A 24,621-nucleotide genomic window follows, 5' to 3' on the forward strand; every position below is an offset into this window, starting at 1 on the left:
ATACTACTTCTTCATTATACAAAAATAGTGCAAGATAGGAATTACTTCCTTTCTTACACTATTTATGGTACTAAAAAGGGGGTAGACAAAAATCTACCCTGTGTAGTAAAAATAAGTTACAAATTTTGATTTTATCAATATACTATAAATTTTTTCACGATTTTATTTATATTTTATTCAACATTCCAACAAAGCGTACCCGAAATCTTTATCATTTCGTATAGCTAATCTTCTTAGTACAATTTACGCACGATTAACTCACGATTACTCACGATTAGTCGCACGATTATTTTTATAAAAAAATGAGATAGCACTATTAACTATCTCAACTTTACTCAACTTTACTCAACTTTACTCAACTCTTATTTTTCTTTATTATAGTTAATTGTACTTATTCCAAGTATCGTACCTAAAAATGTATCCACAGCAGCCATACAATACACAACTAAATCAATATGCTCATACCCTAATTTACCTCCAACACCACCAACAAGGGTAGTCAAAGCTGGTAAAAATATTATAGCAATCCACTTAAGTACATCATAAGTCTTGTTATCTAATTTCATTCCTATTTCCTCCTTAGAAACTTACTTCTATCCTTCAAAAACTCATCGACCTTGTCTGCACTCACTAAATAATCGCAGTATCCAGTAATACCGAAGTTTTCGCCTTCAATCTTACCAGTTTTATCGCCAATCCCGATAATAGTGTCCTTACTTCTCTTCATCTTTCCAAAATCCATATTTAACTCAGCAGGAACAAGCACAGCTCTATGTTGCTTAGCAATCTTCACCGCTTTATCATAATCCCTGTCCTCATAAGTAACCACAGTCTGCTTGATCTCGTCCAACAATTTTTCTTCTTCCATCTTCGTAAGTCCTTTCACTTCCTCTTTTGGTTTTTTATAACCATTAAGTTCCAACTTCTTCATCAGTCCTGGATAGTCGACAAAACACCAGTTTGTATCAACTCCACCCTCACCAGTAGACGGTATGCCACGCCATTGACCTTTGTTTGTGTATTGATGCATTCCGTATTTACCAGCATAGTTAACACCCTTGTTCCAGTGAGCTATCCAAATGTCGTACTTCTTGATACGTTCCCAGTACAAGCGACTATCAAGAAAAGCCTTATTGCTGTAAATCCCGACATAATATCCAGCACGCTCAACCTCTGAACAGTATCTAACAGCATAATTAGTTAGTTGTGTATTCGTGTAACTACGTCCACCAAGGCTAAAATCTTCGATATCGAAATAAACTGGATATTCAAGTTGTTTGCCCTTTAGTGCTTTCAAAGTCATATCGATTTCAGAACTGATATTCAAATAACTTGCAACATATACACCAACACCGATACCAGCTTTTTTACATTCTCTGTAGTTGTATTCAAATGTTTTATCGACATATCCACCATTGTAACCGCTGCCAAGACGTAATATCGCAAATTGCACTCCACTTTGCTTAGCTTTTTCCCAATCTGGATATCCGTTATACTTTGATACATCCACACCTACAATCTTCATATAATCCTCCTTAACCTATCAACTTTGGAAGTATAATTCCTAACATAAAAGCAATAATTGACGATACAATCGCCATTACTACTTTATCCTTATACGCTTCTGATTTTTGAATTGGCTTGATGTAGTGGTCTTCTTCACGTTTTCTAACCAAATCCCTTAAATCACTTTTAATCTCAATGGTATTCGTATTGATATTACTAATATTTTGCTCAACCACGATAAGCCTTCTATCAATCGTATCGTAGTTTTTTTCTATTTCTTCAATTTTTATGCACATTTCTCTTATGCTATCATCGTGCGTATCCACTACACCCTCAAGCCTTGTTACCTTGTTGTTTATATCATCCATGCTGCCTCCTTGTGTAAATGTTTATTTTTCAGCGTTTGTTGCCCATTTATTTATATGTTACCGTGATTTGAGTTCCTGCATAAATCCAGTCACTAATTCCCAACAACTCATCAAAAGATTTTGAAAAAGATATATGAGGTTGGAATCTATGATCTGCCGGAAATACAACTTTAATGTATTCCTGTGAGACTTCTTGTAACTCTCCTATCTTTACGGATAATAGTTGTTTGTCCTTAAGCTCTGACTGATAAGAGTCTGGTATATTAATTTGTTTGGCAAAAGGTGATACTTGACTACTTATAGTCCATGATATAGTTTTAACCACTGATTTCTCCCAAACAACATCAATTCCTTGCATGACCTTCACTACTTGTTTACCACCTATCTTGATATCCTTAAAATCTTTGCTTACAAACTTAATCATAAGCAATCGTAGGGTACTACATAACTTGTACTACCCCCCCCCGTATAAATGTGTATTTTCCAACGTTTTACGCTCCTTTACTGTTAAAGATTAATTATTATTTTTGTGTTAATTGGTATTTTTTTCGTAATCCCAAATATCTCGTCAAACGACTTTGAAAAAGATATGAATGGAGTATTATTTTTAATGCCATTAGTTATAGTTCCTATCCCAACTAATTCTACAGATTTTATATCTTTACCTCTTACAATGTCTTGATATTCTCGAGGGACAATTACGACGTTTGCGTACGGAGATATATCTTTATTGATATTCCACGACACAGAATTATTATCGGGAATTGTGTTCTTCTCCCACACCAAGTCAATACCTTTAACGACCTTTATAACACCCTTATTTCCTACTGATTTTGGTATCTTGCTTATCATTTTTCTACTCCGTTATAAAATAAATCGTGTTGCTATCTTTTGAATATATCGAATTATATTGACTTTGAGTCCCAGTCCAAAACTTCAAATATCCACCACTAGATACTGTAACTCTATCAGTCGAAATGTTACTAACTTTGTTATTTAAAGTTTGTACATCTTTTTTAAGTGTATCCACATCATTAGACACATCAACACAATCAGTAGCTATTTTTTCAAGATGTTCATCAAGCTTAACAGTCAATTCTACGCAGTCGCCCTTTGGTCCTTGTGGTCCTCTTTCCCCTGGTTTTCCAGGTTCTCCTTTGTCACCCTTAAATCCTTGAGCGCCTTGAAGACCTCTGTCTCCCTTTTGACCAGTTGGTCCTGGTTCACCTTTAGCACCAGTATCTCCTTTTGGACCTGGAGGTCCTTGTGGTCCAGTTAATCCAGTCGCACCAGCTTTTCCTGGTGGTCCTTGTGGTCCAGTTGGTCCAGCTTCTCCCGGATCGCCCTTGTCACCTTTAAGTCCACGCTCTCCAGGTGTGCCATCAGCTCCAGGTTCTCCTTTTTCGCCTTTTTCGCCCTTGACATTTCCTAAGTCTGACCATTTACTCGAAGCGTACACATACAAATGACCACTCACGAAGTAGCAATCGCCGTCTGCTGCCGTCTTTGGAAGTTCGAAAGTGCTATTTTTAACGCCTAAAACTTTTATACCAGTTCCAGGATCTCCCTTGTCTCCTTTTGCACCAGTTTTTCCGATATCTCCTTTGTCTCCCTTAAGCCCTCTGTCTCCTTTTGGTCCAGGCTCTCCTTTTGGTCCAGGTTCTCCTTGTATACCTTGCTTTCCTTGAGGTCCAGTTGCACCTACTTTACCTTGAATACCTTGAACTCCAGGCTCACCTTTTTCGCCCTTTTCTCCACGGAACGCGTAAGGAAGTTGGCTATAAGTACGCACTCCGTCACCAACCTTGGCTAACATCGTGTCTGTTTCGATAGCCATTTCGCCCTTTAGAAGTACAGCATCCTTTTCAAGTAGTTTGTCCTTTGTGTCTCTTTCAAAAAGATATCGTCCTAATTTAATAATGCTCATAATATCCACCTAAGAAAAAGAGCCTATAATGTAGGCTCTTCGTGTGTTTCTTTGTTTTCTTCAGTTAATTCTTTCAATACTTCCTCTACGCTATTACGTAAATTAAAAAAAGTCGGACATTGTTGAATTGTATATGTTCCTGCCATAATCAACGATACCCAAACTTTTACCAAAGCGCTATTCTTATTTAATTTAAACATTATTTATCCCCCTTTTCTTCTTCTTTCAATACTTCTTCAACTGCATTTCTCAAATTAAAAAATGTAGGACAATCCTCAATTCGTTTTTCTCCTTGAATTATCAGATTAACCCACACTCTAACCAACGCACTATTCTTATCCAACTTAAGCATTATCCATTCCTCCCATTCCTGGTAACATCATCATCAACTCAGCAATTGCTTTTTGAGTTTCCACAACAGCATCGCTTACTAGTACACTCATCTCAGCCGATACGCTTTGATTTTCGTACTTTACATCTTCCATTACCTTCAACACATAAGCGTACTTTTCATCCGCTTTGTCGAACTGTTTCAATTCGTTTTCTTTTTGAATTTCACTAACATTTTTTGGATTAAATAAAATCATTATTCAAAAGCACCTCCGATTCCAGTGATATAGCTGTTTGTTTTAGCAGCCTTTCTTTCTATCATTAGTCTGATATTTACTCCCCACTTTTCAGCAGTTTTTCTGTTGTTTTGGAAAACATAAGCCTTATCCAAATCCACCATAGCAGTAGCATCTTCCCAAGTTGGATTTGTGTCGAATCCATTATTACATACTTCTACTCTATGTTCTGCACCTTTCGCAATATCCCAACCAGGAGCTACAAGCACCTTTTTACTTTGAACATCCGTTGCAAATGGCTCTTTTAACATCATAATCAGTGTTTGTACATCCCTTGAGAATGTTATTATTCTTTCGCTTTTTGAACCTTGAGCATCCACTGCCACGATCTTAAAAGTGTGCTTTCCTGGTTCAAGCCTAATCATATCCATTCCTTCAATTACAGTTGCATACTTCTTGCCGTCAACTGCTTTAACTTGTTTACTCAAAAGCTTGTTATCCAAATATGTTGAGTAGTATATCGTATCTTTCTCAACATCACTGATTGAGAACACATACTCGAATTTATCGCCGATTACTCCCATATGTTTATCCGTACCACTGATTGTAGGTGCTAAGTTGTTTCTAGTGAAGTAATATCTTCTAAACGCAGTAGCTCCACGGCTATCACTTGCCACAATTTCGATAGTATTTTTCTTGCCAACAGTTAAGCTCTTGATATCACTTTCTGATATGTTTAAGCTTATTTCAACGTCCTTTTGAACGTTTGATAATGTTCTTCTGATACTTCCGTTAAGCTTTTCAACTACAGTTACGCTGTCGTTGTCATCGTCGTGTATCGTGTATTTAACACTAAAAGCCGAACGTTTTTCTCCAAGATTTGTGTCATATCCGCTAATTGTTGGTGCCTTGTTTGATTTCGTGAATGTGTAGATTCTCGTATCTGTTCCGCCATATTTGTCCTTAGCTATGATTGTTACAGTGTGTCTTGCAAATGATAAAGGCTTTGTATCCACATTAAATGTCTTTTTAAAACCAGTCGACACAGCGCTTTCAGTCTTAACAACATTATCATCGACCTTGATAGTCACTGATATGCTATCGTCCTCATCATCGTCTTCCACGATGTATGAGATGTCAAATGAATTATTCTTTGTTCCAAGGTCTGCGTCATTTCCGCTTATCCTTGGTGCGCTTGGCACGAACACGCTTACAGTTGAGCTTTGTATTCTGTCTGATTTTTCGCCCTCACTGTCGAATGCCTCTACATAGAACCTTAACTCGTATGGTCTTGTAGCACCGCTAATTCTGTAAGTATAGCTTGTGCTACTTCCTGTATAAATCAACTCAGTGTTTGAGCCTTTATGAACATATAGCCTGTATCCTTCAAGGTTATTTTCTGAATCTGCTGCACTCCTCCAGGATATGTTCACGCTGTCAGAATATCCATTTAACTTTCTTTTACTTAAATTTATATAGTTATCCAACACTGGAGCAGTATTTCCTGGACACTCTTTAATATATAGATATCCATTTTTCATTCCTTTATCAGGATATTCATAAGGATTAGACGATGTGACACTAAAATTATCATCGTTCCAAGAATCTCCAAAATTAAAATCATATCCATAATAATCTTCCTGTCTTCCGCTTAAACTTGCCAAATTAATAAAAACACTGTAAGTCGTTTGTAAATTAAACTTTAATTCAAACCCGAATTGTACTCCATTTTCATTTTCGTAGCCAATTTCTCTAGTAAGTATTTCTTTGTTATGAACTTTGTCAAGTACCTTAAAAGCATTGCCTAATCCACTTTTATAAGTTACTCCTAAGAATTCATACTTTCCCTTTAAACTTCCAAAGCTTCTTGGATTAAAATAGTGGTCTATAACATCATCTTTTTGATAATTGTATTTATAATCGTCTGTAATGAAAAATCGTGAGAAGTCTTCTCTTTTGATTAGATCTTCAATCGATACGATATAAGAAATGTTAACCCATTTGTTTCTTGCTCCAGAATTCGGTGTCGTTCTTAATTTTTTCCAACTGTACATTATACAACTCCTCTCGCGTTAACTTCATCGTAGTATCCTTCAACAATCACAATATCAGTTCCGATGTTTTTCGCATTTGCATAGAACATATTGTGAGCCATGTTGTTTTGGTTTTGTCTCAGCATTGTAGCCATTTGTAGTTGCATCGCTGTCATTTTTTCGTACAACTCTTTTAGTTTTCCATGCATCATAAAAATTCCGTAGTCCATATATCCAAGGTTTTCAGCGTTTACTGCTGTGCCTTCTTGGAATACATTGCCATCAAATCTTTCATGCTTTACGATTTCGTGTCCGTCTTTGTCTTTTTTCAGAATTATCTCTTTTTTTGTATCGCCGAACTCTGGAATATGGTCTTTCCATTTAATCAAATCATACTCGTATTCGTCGTAATCTTTGAGCAATTCCTCTTCTTTTTTCGTGTAGTAATCATTTAAGTTAAAACTTCTCATTCTCTTACTCCTTCGATATCAAAAATAGTGTTTGGCTTGATATCCTCAACTTCCTGAATCCTTACATAAAAAGTACACACAACACCAAAAGTATTATTTTTCTTTATGTCTCGTGGCTTAGATATAATTACTTTGTTATCCTCACCTAATAGCTTGATGTCAGTGATTTCTCCCTTGCCATTACCCATATTTACGTATACTTTCAGTACGTTTTCTTCACAGTCAATCCTTAAAATGTTGACCTCTGTATCTTTTCCATCCAATGTTACTGCTGCTTTTTTAATCCTATTTTTGATATACTCTGTTAATTCATTTATGAATTCTTTAGCTATCATCAATCATCCTCCGTAAATTCGTATACATCGTCACTCGTTAAATCTTGTTGATATACAATATCTGTACTTTCGCCACACATTCTAGTGCCAGCGCTTGGAACGATGTATTCGTAATCGCTTGTGTTTTCTGCCGTATTAACACCAATAACCACCTCAACATTTTCACCAACATATCTATCACGATAAACAGTTGCGCACTTTCTTTCGCCACACAGTGTGTAGTCATATGATAAATCAGCGTATTTCGTGATTAAATCAAGCGATGAAGTGAATACAGTGTGAATCAAAAAGTTAAGATGTGCAGGTTTGATTTCCTCAATGTCACTAATAACGTGTCTATCCAACAAGTTATTAAATACCTTGAGTATGAAGTTGTATTTTTCATACTCTGGAACAAACCTTGCGTAAAATCCGTAACTATCGCACAAGTCGATTATCGTCTTGATGTTGCACACCTTCGTGCCATTCATCTTCGTGATTATCCTCTGTATTCTTTTCTCAACACTCAGATTATGTGGAAGTCCGTATTGATCCTCTAACCTTCTCAGTATCGGCTCAGGATTTTTTAGAAATTTCAATCCACTCACAAAAAGTGCATTTTCAAAATCGCCTAATCTGTTGTCAATTCTATCAAACTCTTTATCCTCAGCTATGAATAAATCGTTCATGTCGGATATCTGATTCAAATACTTCGGCAATCTTCTTGAAAATCTAGTCTCTATCATGAGATAACCACCTCACCAAGTTTGAGGATCTCCTCATCTTTAACAGTGATATTGTCCGATGTATCGTTGATATTCAAGCTAACAATTTCCTCAACACCCTCGATGTTCCACAAAATATCGATAGCCCTTGCAACTGTTAGCTTAGTGTCCTTGTATGCGATATCACTCAAATACTTCTTCATATTCGCTTTAAAAGCTTCCACAATTCCACTTAGTTCGTAATCTTTTAGCAAATTTATCTTCGCTTTTATGTTGATTACCTTTGCTTTCGCAGTAGACACAGTGAGTGTCGCTCCAATTGGTGCAAGTGCCTCTCCAGTGTCGTTTGCGTTACCGTCTATGTGTTCTTTTACCTTGTCAATAAGCTCCTTAGTTGCTATGTCGTTGTTACTATCCAGGATTGACACCTTTACAGTGCCGTTACCTTTCCATAACGGAAATACTTTAACTCTGCCAACTCCCTCGACTTCCATCGCCCAGTGCATGTAGTGATATTTGTTTCCACTTGATCCAGGATAGCGCATTCGAAGAAGTGTCCTTTCCCTTAAATGTTCATCATCTTCAATATCACTACCGCCACTAGCACCACCGAACACTACGCGAGTAACTCCGTCAATCTTGAAATCCACATTGTCAGTCTTTCCAACATTTACGCCAATCCCTGTATTTAAAGACTTCACAGGAATAACTACTGAGTCTTTTGTTATAGTCGCCATCTCTGTAGTCTTGAAGTCTACTCCATTTGCAGTGATCACTGTACCATAATTGATTACAGTACCAAGTTTGCCGTAGAATGTCGCAACACCAGTCGCATATGTCGCGCCTTTACGCTCAATACCGACCTCTTTAGCCTTCTTGTCCAGATACTCGCCCTCAGCAGTCTCCACGAAGTGCATGTCGTTAAGCCAATTCGCGTAATCGTAATACTTTGCAATCTCTTTCGCTACAGATTGTATATTGTCACTCGCAAAAGAACCCTCAACTTTGTTTGGAGGATTCTTCAAGTCGTCTTTCATTCTTTTAGCTATTTCTAGCCAATTAATATCTTCTAATCTTATTCTATTCGTACCTGACATGATACCCTCACAATCTCATCACTGAATACAGTTGTGTAGTAAACATCCACGTTCAAGCCACTTTTCAAGCTTGTCATATCAATCTTATTAATTGACACCATAAAAGGATGCACCATCACCGCCTCAGTGATATATCTTTTTATCTCAGCTTGTTTGAATTTTGATGAAATAACTTCGCCAATCAAACTATAGATTTCAGTACCAAATTTATCCGTATACGCACTATGTCTGAATCTATTAGTAATCATCGCCTTATATATCCATATCTTCATAGCTTCATTGCCGTATACGTAATAATGCTTTCCATCTTTCGTCTTCAGCTCGTTATTCTCGAAATCATAAGCATATTCGCAAAACCCTTCACGTTCTAATATTTCTTCATCTTCGTCCACGCTTTCAACGTAACTCATAGAAACTGGTAATATAGCCATTTTTACCCCCTATGTGTTGGTGAGTGCAATTCTTTTTCCTCACCTATTTTTATAAGTCGTCCATGGACAATAAAAGAATCGCCACGATCAGTAACATCGATTAGGTCTCCTACAAGAAATCTTTTTTCGTACTGATCAGGTTCAAGCTCCAAATCTCCGATATCTACAAAAGCCTTACCTTGGTTTGTCGTATGCGTTAAATGTGGGTTATCGTCTTGTGTCTCAACTTTGATTTCGTCTGTTTGCTTGATTCTATCCACAGCAGGTAGATAAATCGTGAAGTCTTTAGAAGAGTATTCAACATCATTAATACTAAAAGCAAAAGGCTTAATACTTGTCACGATGCCGATTTCTGTAGCATCTTTTTTACCCTTTAAATCTTTTATGTCCCTCATCATTCCATCCATTACTTCTTGCTGCTCTCTCCTTTCTTGTCCATTTCCAACTCGCTTGTAAGCTTCAAATCCACAGTATGAACAGCATCATCAAGCTTGTGACTATCCGATTCAATGTAGAATTTTCCGCTTATTATCGACGATTTCAATTCTATTGACTTTCCAGCTACCATATCCCAGTCGCCAATGCAACTAACCTCAATCTCTTGTTTAGCACCTTTCATCAATCCTGAAACACCAGTTGAATCGCCTTTCAGTACTTTTTGTATTTTCCCAAATCGTCGTTGGCTCTTTGCATCTATGCTTGCTTTTTTCTTCTTGTCCTTTTTCTTGTCCTCAATCGCCTTAACCTCATTAACAAGTTCATCTAAACTTTCCTTGTATGACGTATCTAGTAGCTTTCCAACTTTCGCCTCGTTAAGTTCTTCAAGAACAATCGGATGCTCTTTTCCTGCTTCGTAAACATTGATTTTTCCATCGATATCGACAAGTTTATACTTCTTTCCAGTCTTTTCGCTATCTTTTGTGTACGCTGCCATAATTGCATCGTATCCAGTCAATCCTCTTAAGTTATATGAAAATTTCCTAGTTTTTGCCAATTCACCTACACTCAACCCAAGTGAACCTATAACATTTCTTGCCACATCGTCCGCGGTTTTATTCGCGAATGCTTGTGTCTTTGGCTCATTTTTATTCAGATAAATTGACTTGTCATAACAAGTAACATCAATAGCTACGTCGTTATCCTTAGTTGACTTTGACCACACAACACCTTCGAAGAACTTTTTGCTGCCACCTTCTTCGAATATCTCAGTACAGCTTATCCTATCGCCAAGATTGAGATTATACGCTTCAAAAGACTTATCCACATCAGCGCGCAATGCTTTAAAAGTTAATGTTCTAGTCGATTCTTTTATCGACCCTGACACCTCAACATCGCCAACATATTTTGAAATGTCCGTTGAAGTTCCGTTCGAATCTGTAGCAATCATTTTTATCGTTATCATTTCTTGCTCCTTGGTGGAATCTTCAACTTCGTACCGATTTGCAATCTTCTAGGATTCTTGATTCCGTTAAGCTTTGCAATCTCTCTCCATCTTCTTCCAGAACCTAAGTTTCTGTCCGCTAAATCCCAAAGTGTATCGCCTTTTTTAACCACATAGCTTGATACACTCTTCTTTTTCTCCGTTGGTCTTGATTTCAACTGTCTTGATTTTGTCGCCTTTTTCGACCTTTCAACATTCAAATATGAGTATTCTCTCAAACTCAATGTAAACACTACATCACCTGAACCATCACCATCAGCGTGTCCATACTCAAAAGATTCTATAGCCATCGCCAAGTTAATGTCAGTATCCATAATAGCAACTCTGATTGGCTTACCCGACAATCGCCACTTCTCAATTTTTTGTATACACGCATTAGGTTCAGGGAATTTTTTAGACAATAAAAAAGGATACTGCTTGGATGGGAATGTTGATGTTATCGTCAATTCCTTTAACTTCTTTCGTCCAATTGCAAGTACCTCTCCAGTGTTTATCGTGTTAAAAGTATAGGTATTATGAGGATTTCCCAGGCTATGTTCTTGAAGAGGCCACGGAAGTTCTAACACTTCCGACCTATTCTCAAAACTTAGCACTAATTGTTGCATCGTCATACAACTACCCCCAATCTCTTTAATTCATCGGATATAACACGTCCAACGTCTTTATTTGTCATATTAGCTCCATTAATGTTAATCAAAATAGAACTACTATCAACTGACCTATCCACAGTCCTAGAATTATTATTCTTGACTTCGTTTCTGATAATTCTGTCCGTTTTTCCAGCAGGATATATCTTGTCACCGCGCGCAAGTTGAATCATTTCTTCTCCACGTTCGTTAACTCTTGTAAGACCACCTTGGAAGTATTCAGTACCAGTCGCATTTTTTCCAAATCCTAAAAAGCCTTTAACCTTGCTAACAGCACCACCAACAGCATTTCCTACCATTCCTGCAATCTTGCTTGGTAAACTAAATAAAGCATTCGCAGCAGCACCAACAGCACTGACAAGCGTATTAAATACACCTACTACCGTTTGTACTATAGCGGCAACTGCATTGAAAGCAGCTATTACTATCCCCATTATGATATTTCCTAGTGTTTGTAATACTGGAACAACATACGATGATATAAAGCTTGCACATGTTTGTATTATAGGAATTAATGTTCCCATAACTGTACTGACAACTGATGCAATAGCAGGTATTAATGTTCCACCTATCCACGATACAATCTCTGAAATTACAGGAATTACATTTGCAGATATCCACTCAGCCACTGATTGAATTATAGGACTTACAGCAAGAACAACGTCAGCCAAGAAACTTAATCCTTGAGCTAATAAGTCTATAGCCGTTGTCAATACGTTACCGTCCCTTTCAACCATATCGCCAAATAATGAACTTAACGCATCCTTAAGTGGCGCAAATGCTTCCGATAATTTATCAAATACAGTTGTGAATTTTTCTTTAAGTGGTCCCCAAACCTCAGCAATCTTGCTTGATACTTGGTCGAATGCACCTTTCATCTTTTCGAAAACTGGCGATAAAAACTCGCTAACTTTACTGAATGCACCTTTCAAATTTTCAAATCCAGTAGTCACAAAATCTTTTATCTTGTCTCCAGCGTCTTTAAAAATTGGAACTAAATCGTTAAGTAACTTATTTACCTTAAGCAATCCAGGTGTCATCATTCCGAATAATCCGCCTTGCTCTCCGTCTTCTTTGTCGTTTCCACCTAACAGTCCAGCACCAAGTTTTGATAATGCCGATTTGAAGTTGTCCTTAGCACCGCCCCAAGTTTTCGCCACTTCATCAGCAGCAGTACCAGATGCTTTTTTAACCGCGTTTCTGAACTCATCGAATGATACGTTGCCTTTTGAAATTCTCTTGCTCATTTCATCTACAGATACACCCGCATTTTCTGCTAATTTAGCTAATACAGGAAGTCCTCTGTCCGATAATTGTCGCATTTCATCTGCTTGTAAGTGTCCAGTCGTCTTAACCTTGTTCATAATACTTGCGACTTCATTGAAGTCTGAACCAGTCGCAGCCGCTGCGTTTCCTACTTCTTTCAAGTATCCTTCAAGCTCCCCAGGTTTAATTCCAGCGGCGATAGCACCTGACGATGCAGTCATTGCATCTCCCATTGAGTATTGAGTTCCAGTAACAGCAGCAGTCGCAGCTTTTGTAACTTGGTTTACTTTTTTATTATCGTATCCAAAACCTCTTAATCTAGCCTTAGCCGATTCAATGCTTGTAAGTCTGTTAAAACCTGCGCCAATCGTTGATTTTGCAACATTTGATAAAGCGTTCAATCCTTTAGTGATAGCACCTGTAATCAAGTTACCACCAATGATGGATTTCATAATACTTCCACCGCCAAATCCACCGCCCGAATCATTGCCTTGATTTCTTCTAAAGCTTGATCCAAAAGAACTGAATTTGCTTCCGATGCTGCTAAATACATTCTTAAAACCACCGCCGATAACCGATAATTTTTCTTTGAATCCGCCACCGAAGAACTTCATAAGATTTGACGATTTTTCGAAATCAACTCTAACTTTGTGCTTTTTACCAGTAAAAGCTGTTAGTTGCTTAGATAAGCTTTTTGCTTCTTTTCGTGCTTTTTTCAATGTGCTTACATCAGCTCTGAATTTAATAGTTTTATTCTTAAATCCGTTAATTTCATCTTTAATCTTGCTAAGTTTTCCGAACTCGCTTTTTACTGAGGATAAGTTACTTTTCATCTTATCCAGTACGCTTGTTTTAGCGCTAATATCGACCTTATATGTGCCTTTACTGATTGAGTTTAAGCTTTTTTGAAGATTATTAACCTTGCCCTTGATTTCTTCTGAGCCAATCTCATTAATATTGACTTTGTAGCTTCTATCAAAGGCAGATTTAAGGGCAGAACCCATCGCGGCAGCCGTCCCTTTAATCTTCTTCATAGCTTCGCCCATCGCGGAAGTTGAACTTTCTATCCTTTTAGCTTTTTGTGAGTATTCATCGACAAGGACTACTTTCTCTCTAATTGCCATTTTTTAGCCTCCATCTCGTAGTGCGCATCAATTGCACCTAATACAAGTAATCGCTCGTAAGTGTCCAAGCCAAAGATATAATCAAAAGTGTGTCCTTTGTCCAACATATAGGCAACGATTTGCATTTCTGCATCGTTACCCAACATTAGTTTTTTATCTTATCCACAACCTCGATGTTATCCTTGTCGAATCCTGCTTTTTTAACTAAAGTATCAGCAATACTTGTAATCTCGCCAATCATGAATATTTTATCCACGATTTCCACAGGTTCTTTACACTCAAACTCTTTCAATAACTCCTCATCTCTCAAATTCGGCTCAATACAACAAGCATGTATCAAATAATTGTTAGCCAATATTTGTTTTTTTCTGCTTTTTGCATAAGCTTCCGAATCCTCATAGTCTTCCAATGTTGGAAGTCTAAAAAGAAAAGTGCCCGTATCAGGCACTTCTATTTCTATTTCTTTATTCTTTTTTTGATTAATGAGGTCTCTTTTTTTAATTAATTCTTTCGCATTTAAAGCCATCTTTAATCTCCTAATAAATTCCTTCAGCAATATCCACATCGTTTGGAGTAAAACCAAACTCATACTCTTTTTCAACAACTTCGGATTTGTCGAAATTTGATAAAGGCAACTTAGTAATCCAGCAGTTACCAATGTTGACACGTTCAATTTGTCCTCCAACTGCATCAGGGTCTTCAAGTGATACAGATGCAACGAATCGTGGATCACGACCAGCTTTCAATACGTCTAAATACTTTTTAATACCTCTTGTATACACGTGTTTGATAGTAAATGAACCGCTACCAGCAAGCCCTGTGATTTTACTATCTAGGTTATTATTTACATATACATCGCCTCTTTGTGCTTCGATTTCTGCGTTGAAATTTTCAACTTCGAAAATCAACTCGCCATCAATGTGAAGATTACCCCAAGCACCAGCGATTCTTCTATATCCTCTGTTTTGGCTTAAATCTGACATTTAATCCTCCTTTTATTCGTTCCAGAAATTGATATACAAATCTTCCATTGCATCCAAGATTGAAATTCTGCCGTTCAAGAACACGTTAGCTCCCGTGTTGAATTCCTTGATTTGTTGGTCAGTCATTTCATCTACCTTGGCACCACGCTTAACCGCATATCTATAACATGCTTCGAAATCTATATCCACTCTGTTTTTGTCTGTATCTTCAAGAACTGAATTTTTCAATTCTGCAAAATATACTCTGTTGATTAAAGCTATAAATTGTTGCTTATTTGCGTAAGTGTTAAGGATTTTACCTACGTAGTGGTTATTCCATGTTTCTCTGATGTCATCCTTAATCAAGTGCATAGCTTCAACAATTTTGATTTTTGAGAAATCTTCTCCCTTGTTAGCACTGGTTGTAACAAAAGAGTTAACACCTCTAGCAATCTTGTAATCTTCACCATCGAATGTTAAAAATAACTTTCCTTCGTTGACCGCCTTATCCTCATCTTCTGCAAAAAGTAATTCTGCATCAGTAAGCAACGGCCAAGAGAAGTAAGTGAATGACCTTGTAAGTGGCAACGCTGCAAGTTGTGCTGCAATCAAAGCTGTAAATTCTTGTCCAGTGTATTTTTGTCCATCGTAAGTTACGCTTGGCACAGCCCAGTTGATTACAGTTTCGCTATCTGCTGCGAAGTTAAATGCAACATATTTAATCGTTCTATCCTTTTCTTTAGTTTCTTTCTCGTGCCATGATTGAATAGCCTTCAAATCTTCTGCACTTGCATTTGGTGTTGCGTAGTAGTTGAATTTAACAAGTTTTAGTTTGTTTGTTACATCAGTAAGTGGATTTTTTTCTCCGTATACTTCCACAAGAACTTTCCTTGGTCCAGCTTCAAACGCTAATTTGATGTATTTCAAAACATCATCGCTAAATGTTTTTTTCTCAGGTAAATCAAAAAGACTTGTGAATTTGTATGAGCCTTGTTCCTCTGGTTTTGTGCCTTTTATTAAAAGCAATACGATTCCTCGTTCACTTCTTTGGATGGCAGTAAGACCCATGGATTCAAAAGTAATTTTGATTTTTGGTAGTCCCATTGTTCCCATTCTTTCCTCCTATAATTTGTAGTTTATGGATAATTTATCCATGTACTTCAAGCCCTCTTCTTCGTAGGCTTTTCGTTGTTTTTCATCTTTAAAATCAACATCTTTAGCAAAATCTTGATTTTTCTTTTCTGTTTCATCTTTTTTGTCTGAAATCAAATCCTTGACCTCATCAAGTTTGATTCCTGATGTGTCTTTGTTGAAATCTTTCATTTCTTTTCTGTCATTCAAATAGCTTGGATTAAATTCATCCGCGAACTCAAACTTCACCAAGAAATGTAAGTCTTGGTCCACAAGCTTATATTCGGGAGCTTGTAAACAGTGAATGTATCTTTTATCGTAAATTTGCTTATCTTTCGTGTAGTCTCTGACATACATTCCCATAGAAAAAGCGCTCATCAGTTTGTCACAAACTTCAAGCGCCTCTCCAACTTCATTTTTTTTCGCAAAATAAATGATATCCAAGTCTATTTTTTTGTTTATAATATGCTTGCTATGTTGCGGAGTTGATATGCTCACCAATTCCACACTTAATGACGGAGTATCAAGCTTTTTTATTCTTTCCTTGTACACTTTCGCGCCAGGGAATAAAGCTCTCAACGTATCATTAATAGCAACAAATACATCTTTTACGCTAATCATTTAATCTCGACCTCGCAATCGCAATAGCTTCTTCAAGTGATTTTGGCAGTGATTCTTCAAGTCTGTTTGTGCCGTCTCTTAGCATGTAGTATCCACTAACGTAGTTTGCTTTTAATCTTTTACCGATAGCAGGAACAAATCTTCCTGGCTCTTGTCTATGTCCGTATTCAACATAATCAGCGTATTCCAAGTTGTTTGACAAATCCATTTCAAAAATGAATCCACTTTTTTCAACACCTGCGAATACCCACGACCTTCGCAAATCTCCTGTATCAACTGGAGTGTTTGCTCTTACGTCATCTCGCCAATCCAAGCCCTCATCGTTCATCGCTTTCGATAATTCTTCATCAAATATGTGTGGCAAATCTTTCAGCTTCTTCAACGAATCATCTAGCCCTTTTATATCCACTCTGATAGCCATTACGCGTCACCTTTCCTCATAAGTGGTACTTCGATATGAGATTGATACACAACGCCCTCTCCTGCTCTAAATTCATACGTATTACCCAATACATCAGCGATTATCCAGTCGCCTGGTTTTATGTCAATCTCAGGTCTTGCAAATAAAATTGCTATATACTGAATTGCTTGAGTAGTGTCTGATATATTTTCCGTTGATCCAGAACTAAAAGAGACTGCGCATTGTATTTTTTCGTACACAACCTCATCCTTAAAGCTGTCAAATCCTAGCTCGTCAATTGTATGTCCAGCTCTCAAAACTTTTGCTGTGTGATAGTATGTTTGAGCTAAGATTTCAGCCTCATTTTCGAAAATAGGATTTGTCATAGTGATCTAATCTTTCTGTACTTGACTATATGATCAGCGTAGTTTCCCAAAAACTCGTCTATGTTTGCAAACGAAGGAGATCCAAGCTCAGTAACTCTAGCATTATCGCCGTATGAAATAGTCGTATCGCCACGCGTAACGCTTGACACTTTGCCAATCTTTCCCTCTGCTATGTCTTTGGCGACTTTATCCTTATAGTAGTTTGCTTGTGTGTATTCAGCCACCATCTTAATTACTATGAGCATAAGACCAGTTGGGAAATCTATCCTGTTGCAATAGCTAAGCACCTCTGCTTCGATGAGATCAAAATTGAAGTCAAGCAAATCATCGCTAACCGCTTCATTGACCTCATCTCGCATAAGGAATCTAGCCTTTTCTTTTTTATCCATAGTCATCATCTACTACGCAGTAGCTGTAGGTGCTTTTAATTTAGCTTTTAAAATTGCCTTTTGATTCTTTTCAGGAATGTATTTTCCGTATTTAGCAGCAGCTTGAATTGCAACACCTGCAAAATCTAAGCTATCCACAACTCTGTACACTTCGATACCAACACCAACAACACCAACGTTATCAGCTGCAAATACAACTTGTTCGCCTTTTTGGAAGTAGCTATCCGCTAATTCTTCGATTACAAAACCTTTGAATTTGTTTACAGTGCCGTTATCAATGTTAGTATCTGAATGTTTAGCAGTAGTCATCAATTTGTGTTCAACTAATAAGTTGTAAACGTCTGAATTTACGTAAGCTACCCATTGAATATCTCTTGATACGTGATTATTGATAAATTCTTTGTGTGCATCCGCGAATAATTTAGAAATACCATCTTCTGTTAAATCTCCAGTAAGTGTTTTTGATGCGTTATCAGATAATGCCTTGCTCATCAACTTATTTAATTCTTCTGTCCAAGCCTCAGCGTGCAAAGCGCTTCTTTCTGACACGACTTGTTCAGCGTTGTCATTTACAGTGAATCTATCAATACCTTCGTGAATTGCAAGTGGTGCCTCATAAGGTACAGTCTTATCAATAGATTTGATTTCTTTTCTTTCTCCAAATCTGTTTGAATTTGATGTACCAGTACCAAATGCTACGTTTGCTCCAGTGTTGTATTCTTGAATAGTTACGTCTGTATCCGATACTTTTAATTTTAAAAATGTTTCGTTTTCTGTTATTCCGTCTTTCGCTTGTACATTTCCGCCAAAAGTTCTTAAGAAATGTTGCTTTTTCTTGAAAACTTCTTGAAATAAACCTGCGTATTGACTTGTATAAATCTTAATAGCCATTTGTTTTTTCTCCTTTTATTTGTATTTTTCTTTTAGCCTTTCAAACACATCTTGTGTTTCTGATTGTCCAGGACTTGCCTTTGGTGGCTCTCCTTTTAATTTTTCTTTTACTGCTTCAGATAAAGCCTTGTCCCATGCACCTTTAAAAGCTTTGATATTTGCAAGTGAGCTATCAGCATCTTCGCCGATTAAAAAGCTTGAAAAACTTTCATTCAATCCTTGTTCGTTCAAATCTTTCTTAACTTGTAACTCCAATCTGTCGCGTTCGAATTGCTTTCTTTCTGCTTCGAAATCTTGTTTTTGCTTTTCGAACTCCTCTTTTGCTCTGTCTTCCGCACTCATCTTTGCTAATCTAGCAGCTTCATCTTTTTCTTTTTTTAACTTATCCTTGTAGTCGGATTCCCATTTTGCCTTAGCTGTTTTAAGTGCTTCAGTAACTCTTTTATCCGCTTCTGATTGAAGTTGTTTATCAAATTCTTCTTGTGTGTACGTTACTTGTTCTTGTTGTTCGCTTTCTTGTGTTTCTTGTTCTTCTATGTTTTCTTCATCCGCAAACAACTGTAGATTCATCGGAATTAGACCCTTTAAGTTAAATTCTTCCCTTGAAGTTTCTTTCATCTTTTATCATCCTTTCCGCTCTTTCTGAGCAATAAAAATTAGACCTTTTAAAGTCGTGTCCATGACTATGGCGGAGCATGTAGGAATCGAACCTACGCAGCAGTAATGCCCTAGTTGTTTAGCAAACAACCCTCTTAACCTCTTGAGTAATACTCCAAATAAAAAAAGACCTTTTATAGACTTGTCCAGGTCTAGTCATAAGGTAGCGATATTCCTTGTCTGACTTTAATTAAACAATTGCACAAAAATAGCAGCTAACACATCAACAACGATTGCGTTACCTGCTTGCTTTTACAACTGATTATTACTATTTTCTTTTTTTCTTATCTTTTTCCGTCAAGAAATCAGCTAATACATGGATTCCACCATCTTTTCCGACTATATCTTTTACTAAATATCTGGCATCGTTATGCAACAATACTTCTTCTTGCTCCATTCTTCTATTTAAGTCAGGCATGTACTTACCTAAATCAAATCCCTTGACCTTATCAGCATTCGAAAATTCAATTACAATTGGATGGTCTGCGCCTGTGAAATATCCAAACTCAACAGCAACATTATAGTCTTTTGTTGTACTCATGAACCCTTTATCCTCGATTTCTTTTCCTATTGCATCTTTAATTAAAGGCTCTGCTTTTTTGTTCATATCATATATTAATTGTTCTCTTAAATCATCCCATTGTCTCTCTGTTATTTTGCCAAATACAGCGCTAGCATCAACTGACCTATATAATTTTTTATGTGAGTGTTTTCTGTCAGTCGCTTTTTCTAAGTCTCTAATAAATTCTTTATCCTCACTATCCATAGGTCCCGTTGTTTCTGTATTACGGTTTCGTAAATAATCATTGATATACATGCCATCACCACTTACGTAGTACTCAATTGTTTCAAGCTCATCCGATGTTGGCTTTCGCTCTTTAGGTTTTGATTCGGCTTGTTTTTTGTCTTCCACTTTCTTTTCAATATCTTTTGATAAGTTTTCTTTTTTCTCTTTTGCTTTCTTCGTTTCTTCTTTTTTGGTTTCTTGCTTATCTGTGTTAATTATTGGAAGGTTACCTTTTTCGCCATTTTTTATATACTTTTCGTACCATTCATCATACTTCATTCCCAATGGAACTTTGATGTTTTTTCCGTCTTTATCCCTTGCCATTCTCGTATGTGTGTCGTATTTATCAGGTTTATAGCGAATCGTCGTACTCCTGCAGCGTGGATGCATAGGAGGATAATTCTCTCCTGGCACCGCTTCATCAACCTTGAAATGTTTTCCGTCTAGACCTCTACAAATCTCTGAGGTTCTTCTATCTAATGTTGCCATAAATTCATATTCTTCAACTCCAAGCTTACTGTAAACCTCTTTATCTGCTTGGCTTTTAACAAAAGCAGTTTCCGTGTGAATTAAAGTCTTCAAAGCATTCGTGTATTCTGCACCAAATTCCTTAGAAACTTCTCTTGTAATGTTAGTAATGCTTTTACCTTCCAGAATATTACGCGTTACCATTTCTTTTACTTTATTTGCGATGTTGAATTTTCTTTTCCATATCCTAGTTGAGTAATTAGCGCCACTCCACGGAAGTTGAAGTATTTCTTTTACAGAATCTTTCGATATAGCAACTTTGTGTCTGTTCATAAGATCAAGCACCGCAGGGTCTTTATCTTTGTAAAATTCATACATAGTGTTGTTATAACTGCTTTCAAGTGCATCGGTTAAATGTTTAGTAGCCGTCTTATCCTCATCTTGTGCTAAAATCGTCGCATTAGCTATTATTTCAGCTTGTAAACATTCAAGTCTATTAATCCTACTGCGCATTGCTAATACATCTAATTCTAATTGTAATGGCTCTTCTCCGCGTTCAATTCGTTTGAGATACTCTTGCATACTCATTCGCCATTCGCGATATTCTTTGCCTTTAATAATCTTCATAGCTTCATTTACTGATATTCTATTATCCTCAGCAAACTTGCCGTACAATTTTTCAATCGAAGTGTTAATGTTAAATATCGCTTTATCATACGATAATTTAAGCTCTTTTATAACATTATCAGCATTCTTCAATAAGTCTACCAACTGCGCAGCAGACCTCTTTTCCCAGTAATCCTTACTCTTCATCTTCTTCAACTACTTTTTGATCAGTATTTTTGTTTTTAAACTTAAACATTGATTCAAGTTTTGAGTAATCCTCTTCGCTTTTTTCTTGTTCTTCTTTTTCTTTCTTGTCCATTTCATCAGATGGATTTTCAATGAATGGAAGCAATGATAACCTAGTTTCAGTAGATACATCATTGCTTAAATTTTGTACTATTTGAGTAAGTTCAAGGATATTTTGTGGCAAACTATCAGAAAATTGCATTTTGATTTGGCTTCTAATCAATTCACTATCGTTTATGATATTTAAATATGATGCAATGAGATCCATACGCTTAGATATTGATTCTCTAAAGTACATTTCCTTAGTATTTCTCAATTCCTCAGCCGTTAATAACTTAAGTCTTAGTGATATTCCAGGTAAATTAGTACCGAAACTTTCATCTGCAAAATCAGGAGTGAAGCTAAACTTATGAATGTCTTTGTTTAATCTCAACTTAAAGTTTTCAATCCAGGTGTCATTAACATCCTTAGTAATCCACTTAGCATCACCATCAGAATCAAGTAATAACACTCTTCTTTTTTTCATTCCTTCGATATCTTCTTTGTCAGTTGCCGCATAGTTTGTTAAAGCTAAATAAGCATCTGAAAATTGATCCATATCATTTAACGTGTTTGATTGCTCGCGATTATACGCATCAATCAATGTTATAATCTGTTCGAAGTCTCCCTGTAATTCCTCGTTATTTTTGAAATGAATTAATGGAACCGCTCCAAATGGATGTGGCTTAGTCTCAACCAACATGAATATCCCGCTTGTTTCCTCGTCAGTGTAATAATAAAAAGCTTTATCATCGTAAACATATGCATTAGTAATGATTTTCTTGTCAACCTCTGAAACATAGTATCTAATCCCAAATTTAACTCTATCCTCAATGCTCGTATCGTAAATTAAAAAAGCGCTATCAGGTTCTATGGCTTTAAACTTAATATTTCCATTTAAGTCTATCCACAAAATCTCATACGCTTCTCCCTTAATTGAACAAGTCTTCGCAAGTTTCAGATTTTCTTTCGCTTCATTGTTGTAATTGCAAACTCTTTGATATTCTTCTAAGAATCTATCGTCTTCTTCTTCATCTAGTGCCGTAGCTGTGTATTTTATGGATTGACCCATAAAAAATCCGACGTTAAAATCAGTAATGTACTTAGGATATGGATTGACAAGTTTATTATCCTTATCTTTGTCAGCGGCACCATCTTGTAATATGTCATGCTCTCCTAAATAATAGCTCTGTAATCTCTGATATCTATTAATTTTAGATTTATGTCTTTTTATATATTCTCCCACTTCTTGTGGTGTGAGTTCTTCTTTTAAAGTCCTAAACATAATTAACACCTCATCATAATCCAAAAGCGGACTTGCTTATGGATCTTATCTTTCTTTCAATCATATCTTCGCTCAATGCGTATCTTGTAGCATCAATACTGTGATTATCTTTATCTTCCAATCTTGCGATTGTATCTCCCCATCTATCCGTTTGATAATCTATGTTCTCAAATTCCTTAGCAGTATTCGGACACCTCTTAGGATCAATGATAATAGCTTCCAAATCATCAAGCCATTTTTCACCAAACTCCACAGAACCTGGCTTCTTATCAGCTCCTACAATTTGTATTCCATAGCTTTTAACCTCTGCTATGGATTTCGGCTCAGCACTATCGGCTATTATTCTTGTATCATCAAAATGTCTTTTCTTGATAAGCTCTGCTGCCTCTCTATTTGAAATCTTAACTCCGTACAACTCATCAAATATAAATACTCTTCTTCTTGTCTTATCGTAATGTAATCTAATCATAGCTAATGGATCAGTAGCATATCCCCAGTCAAGACCTTGACGAATATTATCAAAGTTGTTGATTTCGTCTCTTGATATCTCTCTAAACACCAAATTATCAAAAGGAACAACACCTGACCCGATAGCTTTTCCCATATATTCCCAATCGTATTTTAGCGGCTGTATTTCTTTAATATGTTCAGCTTCATCGATAAATACTTGAGATATATACGGATTATCTAAATATGTTGAGTGATGAACATATGTAGAATTTGATACAAACTGCGATTCAAATTTCTTATTTACCCATGATTGCTTTCTTTTAGGTGGATTGTATGAATAAATAAGCTTATATGATAAACCATCTTCAAGTTCAGCACGAAGAACAGAATTCTCAATCATAGAAACTTCTTCCTCTGTCTTAAACTCTGCAAGCTCCTCAATCCATAAAGTCGCGACTGGAAACTTCGCAACCTTTAACGATTTGATTTTCGATGGATCATCAGCACCTCTGAATATAATTGAGTTACCACGTGGTAAATAAGTAATCTTTAAAGGGCTTTTACCGAAGTTAAAATAAGCACCGACACCTAATACATCAACTGCCTCTTTTAACTGCTCATAAACCGATTCATAAAGCGTATTGCCGACCTTTCGAACACACAATACGGATATAGGATTTTTAATCAAATCCAATATAAGCTCAATTGAAATCATAAAAGACTTACCTGATCCACGGCCACCTTTCAGAACATATCTGAGATGCTCTTTATTCTTAATCTTTTTATGCAACTCCACAAAACATGGATTCACAAGCGTTGATAACCTAGCCGATATCATCGATAATCTTAATCCCTTCTGTTGAGTTTAGGTCAACTTTATCAGTAAACATTTGATTAACCTTTCCTAACAACTCCAAAGCCTTAAGAGAATTAGAAGGAGATGTTGGAGTTTTAACAACTCGCCCATCTTTTGTTACATTATGTTCAACAGTTTCCATTCTCGCATGTTTTGTAATCAATTGTAGTATCTCTTTTTGATTGGCGATTGATTCTTCGTCAAGTTCTTTCATTCTTTCGTCTATGTAAGCTTTTATATTAGGTTTTGTTAAGTTTTCAGCACCAATAACTGTAGAAGTTTTTTCACTATATCCCGCCTTAATGGCCGCTTGTGTAGCATTTCCGCTAATGATGTACTCATCAGCAAACTTCTTCTGTTTAATTGTCAATTTCTTCAAAGCACATCACCTCGCTTTCCAAATAAAAAAGGACTATCCACAATTAGATAATCCTAAATTCTTTAACTCCAATAAAAAAGCCGATACCAGCGTATCGACCTTCTTATGTATAAAATTTAATTGGAGTGATATGAAACTAAACAAAAAATTATT

33 protein-coding genes and 1 tRNA gene are annotated in these 24,621 nt (G+C 36.5%); all 34 read right to left on the minus strand.

Annotation, left to right across the window (positions count from 1 at the left end):
- Nucleotides 1-362 precede the first annotated feature (362 nt).
- The gene (locus GKG01_RS07980) at nt 363-566 is read right to left on the minus strand and encodes a phage holin (RefSeq protein ID WP_154272057.1); all 204 of its coding nucleotides are present in this window, start codon (nt 564-566) and stop codon (nt 363-365) included.
- Between the two features lie 2 nt (nt 567-568).
- Nucleotides 569-1,525 (minus strand): glycoside hydrolase family 25 protein, encoded by a 957-nt coding sequence (locus tag GKG01_RS07985; protein ID WP_154272058.1) that lies wholly within the window; start codon nt 1,523-1,525, stop codon nt 569-571.
- A gap of 10 nt (nt 1,526-1,535) precedes the next feature.
- On the minus strand, nt 1,536-1,874 hold the full coding sequence (locus tag GKG01_RS07990; protein ID WP_154272059.1) for a hypothetical protein: 339 nt from the start codon (nt 1,872-1,874) through the stop codon (nt 1,536-1,538).
- A 46-nt stretch (nt 1,875-1,920) separates the two neighbouring features.
- Nucleotides 1,921-2,298: a hypothetical protein gene (locus tag GKG01_RS07995; RefSeq protein ID WP_154272060.1), complete on the minus strand. Its 378-nt coding sequence runs from the start codon at nt 2,296-2,298 to the stop codon at nt 1,921-1,923.
- A gap of 83 nt (nt 2,299-2,381) precedes the next feature.
- Nucleotides 2,382-2,726, minus strand: a complete 345-nt coding sequence (locus tag GKG01_RS08000; RefSeq protein WP_154272061.1) for a hypothetical protein — start codon at nt 2,724-2,726, stop codon at nt 2,382-2,384.
- 4 nt (nt 2,727-2,730) lie between these two features.
- Nucleotides 2,731-3,801, minus strand: a complete 1,071-nt coding sequence (locus tag GKG01_RS08005) for a collagen-like protein (protein ID WP_154272062.1) — start codon at nt 3,799-3,801, stop codon at nt 2,731-2,733.
- Nucleotides 3,802-3,824: 23 nt separating this feature from the next.
- Nucleotides 3,825-4,001, minus strand: coding sequence for a hypothetical protein (locus tag GKG01_RS09045; protein ID WP_172975116.1), 177 nt, complete (start codon nt 3,999-4,001; stop codon nt 3,825-3,827).
- Nucleotides 4,001-4,153, minus strand: a complete 153-nt coding sequence (locus tag GKG01_RS09050) for a hypothetical protein (protein WP_172975117.1) — start codon at nt 4,151-4,153, stop codon at nt 4,001-4,003. The genes GKG01_RS09045 and GKG01_RS09050 overlap by 1 nt, the downstream gene beginning before the upstream one ends.
- Nucleotides 4,146-4,388 (minus strand): hypothetical protein, encoded by a 243-nt coding sequence (locus GKG01_RS08010; RefSeq protein ID WP_154272063.1) that lies wholly within the window; start codon nt 4,386-4,388, stop codon nt 4,146-4,148. The genes GKG01_RS09050 and GKG01_RS08010 overlap by 8 nt, the downstream gene beginning before the upstream one ends.
- Entirely contained in the window at nt 4,388-6,421 is a 2,034-nt protein-coding gene (locus tag GKG01_RS08015) for a fibronectin type III domain-containing protein (protein ID WP_154272064.1), read from the minus strand. The genes GKG01_RS08010 and GKG01_RS08015 overlap by 1 nt, the downstream gene beginning before the upstream one ends.
- Entirely contained in the window at nt 6,421-6,870 is a 450-nt protein-coding gene (locus GKG01_RS08020) for a hypothetical protein (RefSeq protein WP_154272065.1), read from the minus strand. Before GKG01_RS08020 ends, GKG01_RS08015 begins: the two co-directional genes overlap by 1 nt.
- Entirely contained in the window at nt 6,867-7,205 is a 339-nt protein-coding gene (locus tag GKG01_RS08025; RefSeq protein WP_154272066.1) for a hypothetical protein, read from the minus strand. The genes GKG01_RS08020 and GKG01_RS08025 overlap by 4 nt, the downstream gene beginning before the upstream one ends.
- A complete protein-coding gene (locus tag GKG01_RS08030; protein ID WP_154272067.1) occupies nt 7,205-7,930 on the minus strand; it encodes a putative phage tail protein in 726 nt (241 codons plus the stop codon). Before GKG01_RS08030 ends, GKG01_RS08025 begins: the two co-directional genes overlap by 1 nt.
- Nucleotides 7,927-9,006 (minus strand): baseplate J/gp47 family protein, encoded by a 1,080-nt coding sequence (locus tag GKG01_RS08035; RefSeq protein WP_154272068.1) that lies wholly within the window; start codon nt 9,004-9,006, stop codon nt 7,927-7,929. Before GKG01_RS08035 ends, GKG01_RS08030 begins: the two co-directional genes overlap by 4 nt.
- On the minus strand, nt 8,985-9,437 hold the full coding sequence (locus GKG01_RS08040; RefSeq protein WP_154272069.1) for a DUF2634 domain-containing protein: 453 nt from the start codon (nt 9,435-9,437) through the stop codon (nt 8,985-8,987). Before GKG01_RS08040 ends, GKG01_RS08035 begins: the two co-directional genes overlap by 22 nt.
- 2 nt (nt 9,438-9,439) lie before the next feature.
- The gene (locus tag GKG01_RS08045; protein ID WP_154272070.1) at nt 9,440-9,844 is read right to left on the minus strand and encodes a hypothetical protein; all 405 of its coding nucleotides are present in this window, start codon (nt 9,842-9,844) and stop codon (nt 9,440-9,442) included.
- Complete coding sequence (locus tag GKG01_RS08050) at nt 9,844-10,839, minus strand: hypothetical protein (protein ID WP_154272071.1); 996 nt, start codon at nt 10,837-10,839, stop codon at nt 9,844-9,846. The genes GKG01_RS08045 and GKG01_RS08050 overlap by 1 nt, the downstream gene beginning before the upstream one ends.
- Nucleotides 10,836-11,483 carry a LysM peptidoglycan-binding domain-containing protein gene (locus GKG01_RS08055; RefSeq protein ID WP_172975118.1) on the minus strand — a complete coding sequence of 216 codons (648 nt, stop codon included), beginning with the start codon at nt 11,481-11,483 and terminating at the stop codon, nt 10,836-10,838. Before GKG01_RS08055 ends, GKG01_RS08050 begins: the two co-directional genes overlap by 4 nt.
- A gap of 2 nt (nt 11,484-11,485) precedes the next feature.
- Entirely contained in the window at nt 11,486-13,915 is a 2,430-nt protein-coding gene (locus GKG01_RS08060) for a tape measure protein (protein WP_154272073.1), read from the minus strand.
- A complete protein-coding gene (locus GKG01_RS08065) occupies nt 13,894-14,061 on the minus strand; it encodes a hypothetical protein (RefSeq protein WP_154272074.1) in 168 nt (55 codons plus the stop codon). The genes GKG01_RS08060 and GKG01_RS08065 overlap by 22 nt, the downstream gene beginning before the upstream one ends.
- Nucleotides 14,061-14,441: a hypothetical protein gene (locus GKG01_RS08070; RefSeq protein ID WP_172975119.1), complete on the minus strand. Its 381-nt coding sequence runs from the start codon at nt 14,439-14,441 to the stop codon at nt 14,061-14,063. Before GKG01_RS08070 ends, GKG01_RS08065 begins: the two co-directional genes overlap by 1 nt.
- A 10-nt stretch (nt 14,442-14,451) precedes the next feature.
- Nucleotides 14,452-14,898 carry a phage tail tube protein gene (locus tag GKG01_RS08075; protein WP_154272076.1) on the minus strand — a complete coding sequence of 149 codons (447 nt, stop codon included), beginning with the start codon at nt 14,896-14,898 and terminating at the stop codon, nt 14,452-14,454.
- 12 nt (nt 14,899-14,910) lie between these two features.
- Nucleotides 14,911-15,990 carry a phage tail sheath C-terminal domain-containing protein gene (locus tag GKG01_RS08080; RefSeq protein WP_154272077.1) on the minus strand — a complete coding sequence of 360 codons (1,080 nt, stop codon included), beginning with the start codon at nt 15,988-15,990 and terminating at the stop codon, nt 14,911-14,913.
- A gap of 9 nt (nt 15,991-15,999) precedes the next feature.
- The gene (locus GKG01_RS08085) at nt 16,000-16,629 is read right to left on the minus strand and encodes a DUF6838 family protein (RefSeq protein WP_154272078.1); all 630 of its coding nucleotides are present in this window, start codon (nt 16,627-16,629) and stop codon (nt 16,000-16,002) included.
- On the minus strand, nt 16,622-17,050 hold the full coding sequence (locus GKG01_RS08090) for an HK97 gp10 family phage protein (protein ID WP_154272079.1): 429 nt from the start codon (nt 17,048-17,050) through the stop codon (nt 16,622-16,624). The genes GKG01_RS08085 and GKG01_RS08090 overlap by 8 nt, the downstream gene beginning before the upstream one ends.
- Entirely contained in the window at nt 17,050-17,415 is a 366-nt protein-coding gene (locus GKG01_RS08095; protein WP_154272080.1) for a hypothetical protein, read from the minus strand. Before GKG01_RS08095 ends, GKG01_RS08090 begins: the two co-directional genes overlap by 1 nt.
- Complete coding sequence (locus GKG01_RS08100) at nt 17,412-17,774, minus strand: hypothetical protein (protein WP_154272081.1); 363 nt, start codon at nt 17,772-17,774, stop codon at nt 17,412-17,414. Before GKG01_RS08100 ends, GKG01_RS08095 begins: the two co-directional genes overlap by 4 nt.
- 42 nt (nt 17,775-17,816) lie before the next feature.
- A complete protein-coding gene (locus GKG01_RS08105; protein WP_154272082.1) occupies nt 17,817-18,695 on the minus strand; it encodes a capsid protein in 879 nt (292 codons plus the stop codon).
- 15 nt (nt 18,696-18,710) lie between these two features.
- Nucleotides 18,711-19,313 (minus strand): DUF4355 domain-containing protein, encoded by a 603-nt coding sequence (locus GKG01_RS08110; RefSeq protein ID WP_154272083.1) that lies wholly within the window; start codon nt 19,311-19,313, stop codon nt 18,711-18,713.
- Between the two features lie 68 nt (nt 19,314-19,381).
- A tRNA-Ser gene (locus GKG01_RS08115) sits at nt 19,382-19,469 on the minus strand.
- A 151-nt stretch (nt 19,470-19,620) separates the two neighbouring features.
- Nucleotides 19,621-21,420: a minor capsid protein gene (locus tag GKG01_RS08120; protein ID WP_154272084.1), complete on the minus strand. Its 1,800-nt coding sequence runs from the start codon at nt 21,418-21,420 to the stop codon at nt 19,621-19,623.
- Nucleotides 21,410-22,783 (minus strand): phage portal protein, encoded by a 1,374-nt coding sequence (locus GKG01_RS08125; protein WP_154272085.1) that lies wholly within the window; start codon nt 22,781-22,783, stop codon nt 21,410-21,412. The genes GKG01_RS08120 and GKG01_RS08125 overlap by 11 nt, the downstream gene beginning before the upstream one ends.
- A 13-nt stretch (nt 22,784-22,796) precedes the next feature.
- Nucleotides 22,797-24,071, minus strand: a complete 1,275-nt coding sequence (locus tag GKG01_RS08130; protein WP_154272086.1) for a PBSX family phage terminase large subunit — start codon at nt 24,069-24,071, stop codon at nt 22,797-22,799.
- Nucleotides 24,058-24,468, minus strand: a complete 411-nt coding sequence (locus GKG01_RS08135) for a terminase small subunit (protein WP_154272087.1) — start codon at nt 24,466-24,468, stop codon at nt 24,058-24,060. Before GKG01_RS08135 ends, GKG01_RS08130 begins: the two co-directional genes overlap by 14 nt.
- Nucleotides 24,469-24,621: the final 153 nt, after the last annotated feature.

The organism is Finegoldia sp. BIOML-A4, assembly GCF_009679635.1.
Classification (GTDB): domain Bacteria; phylum Bacillota; class Clostridia; order Tissierellales; family Peptoniphilaceae; genus Finegoldia; species Finegoldia magna.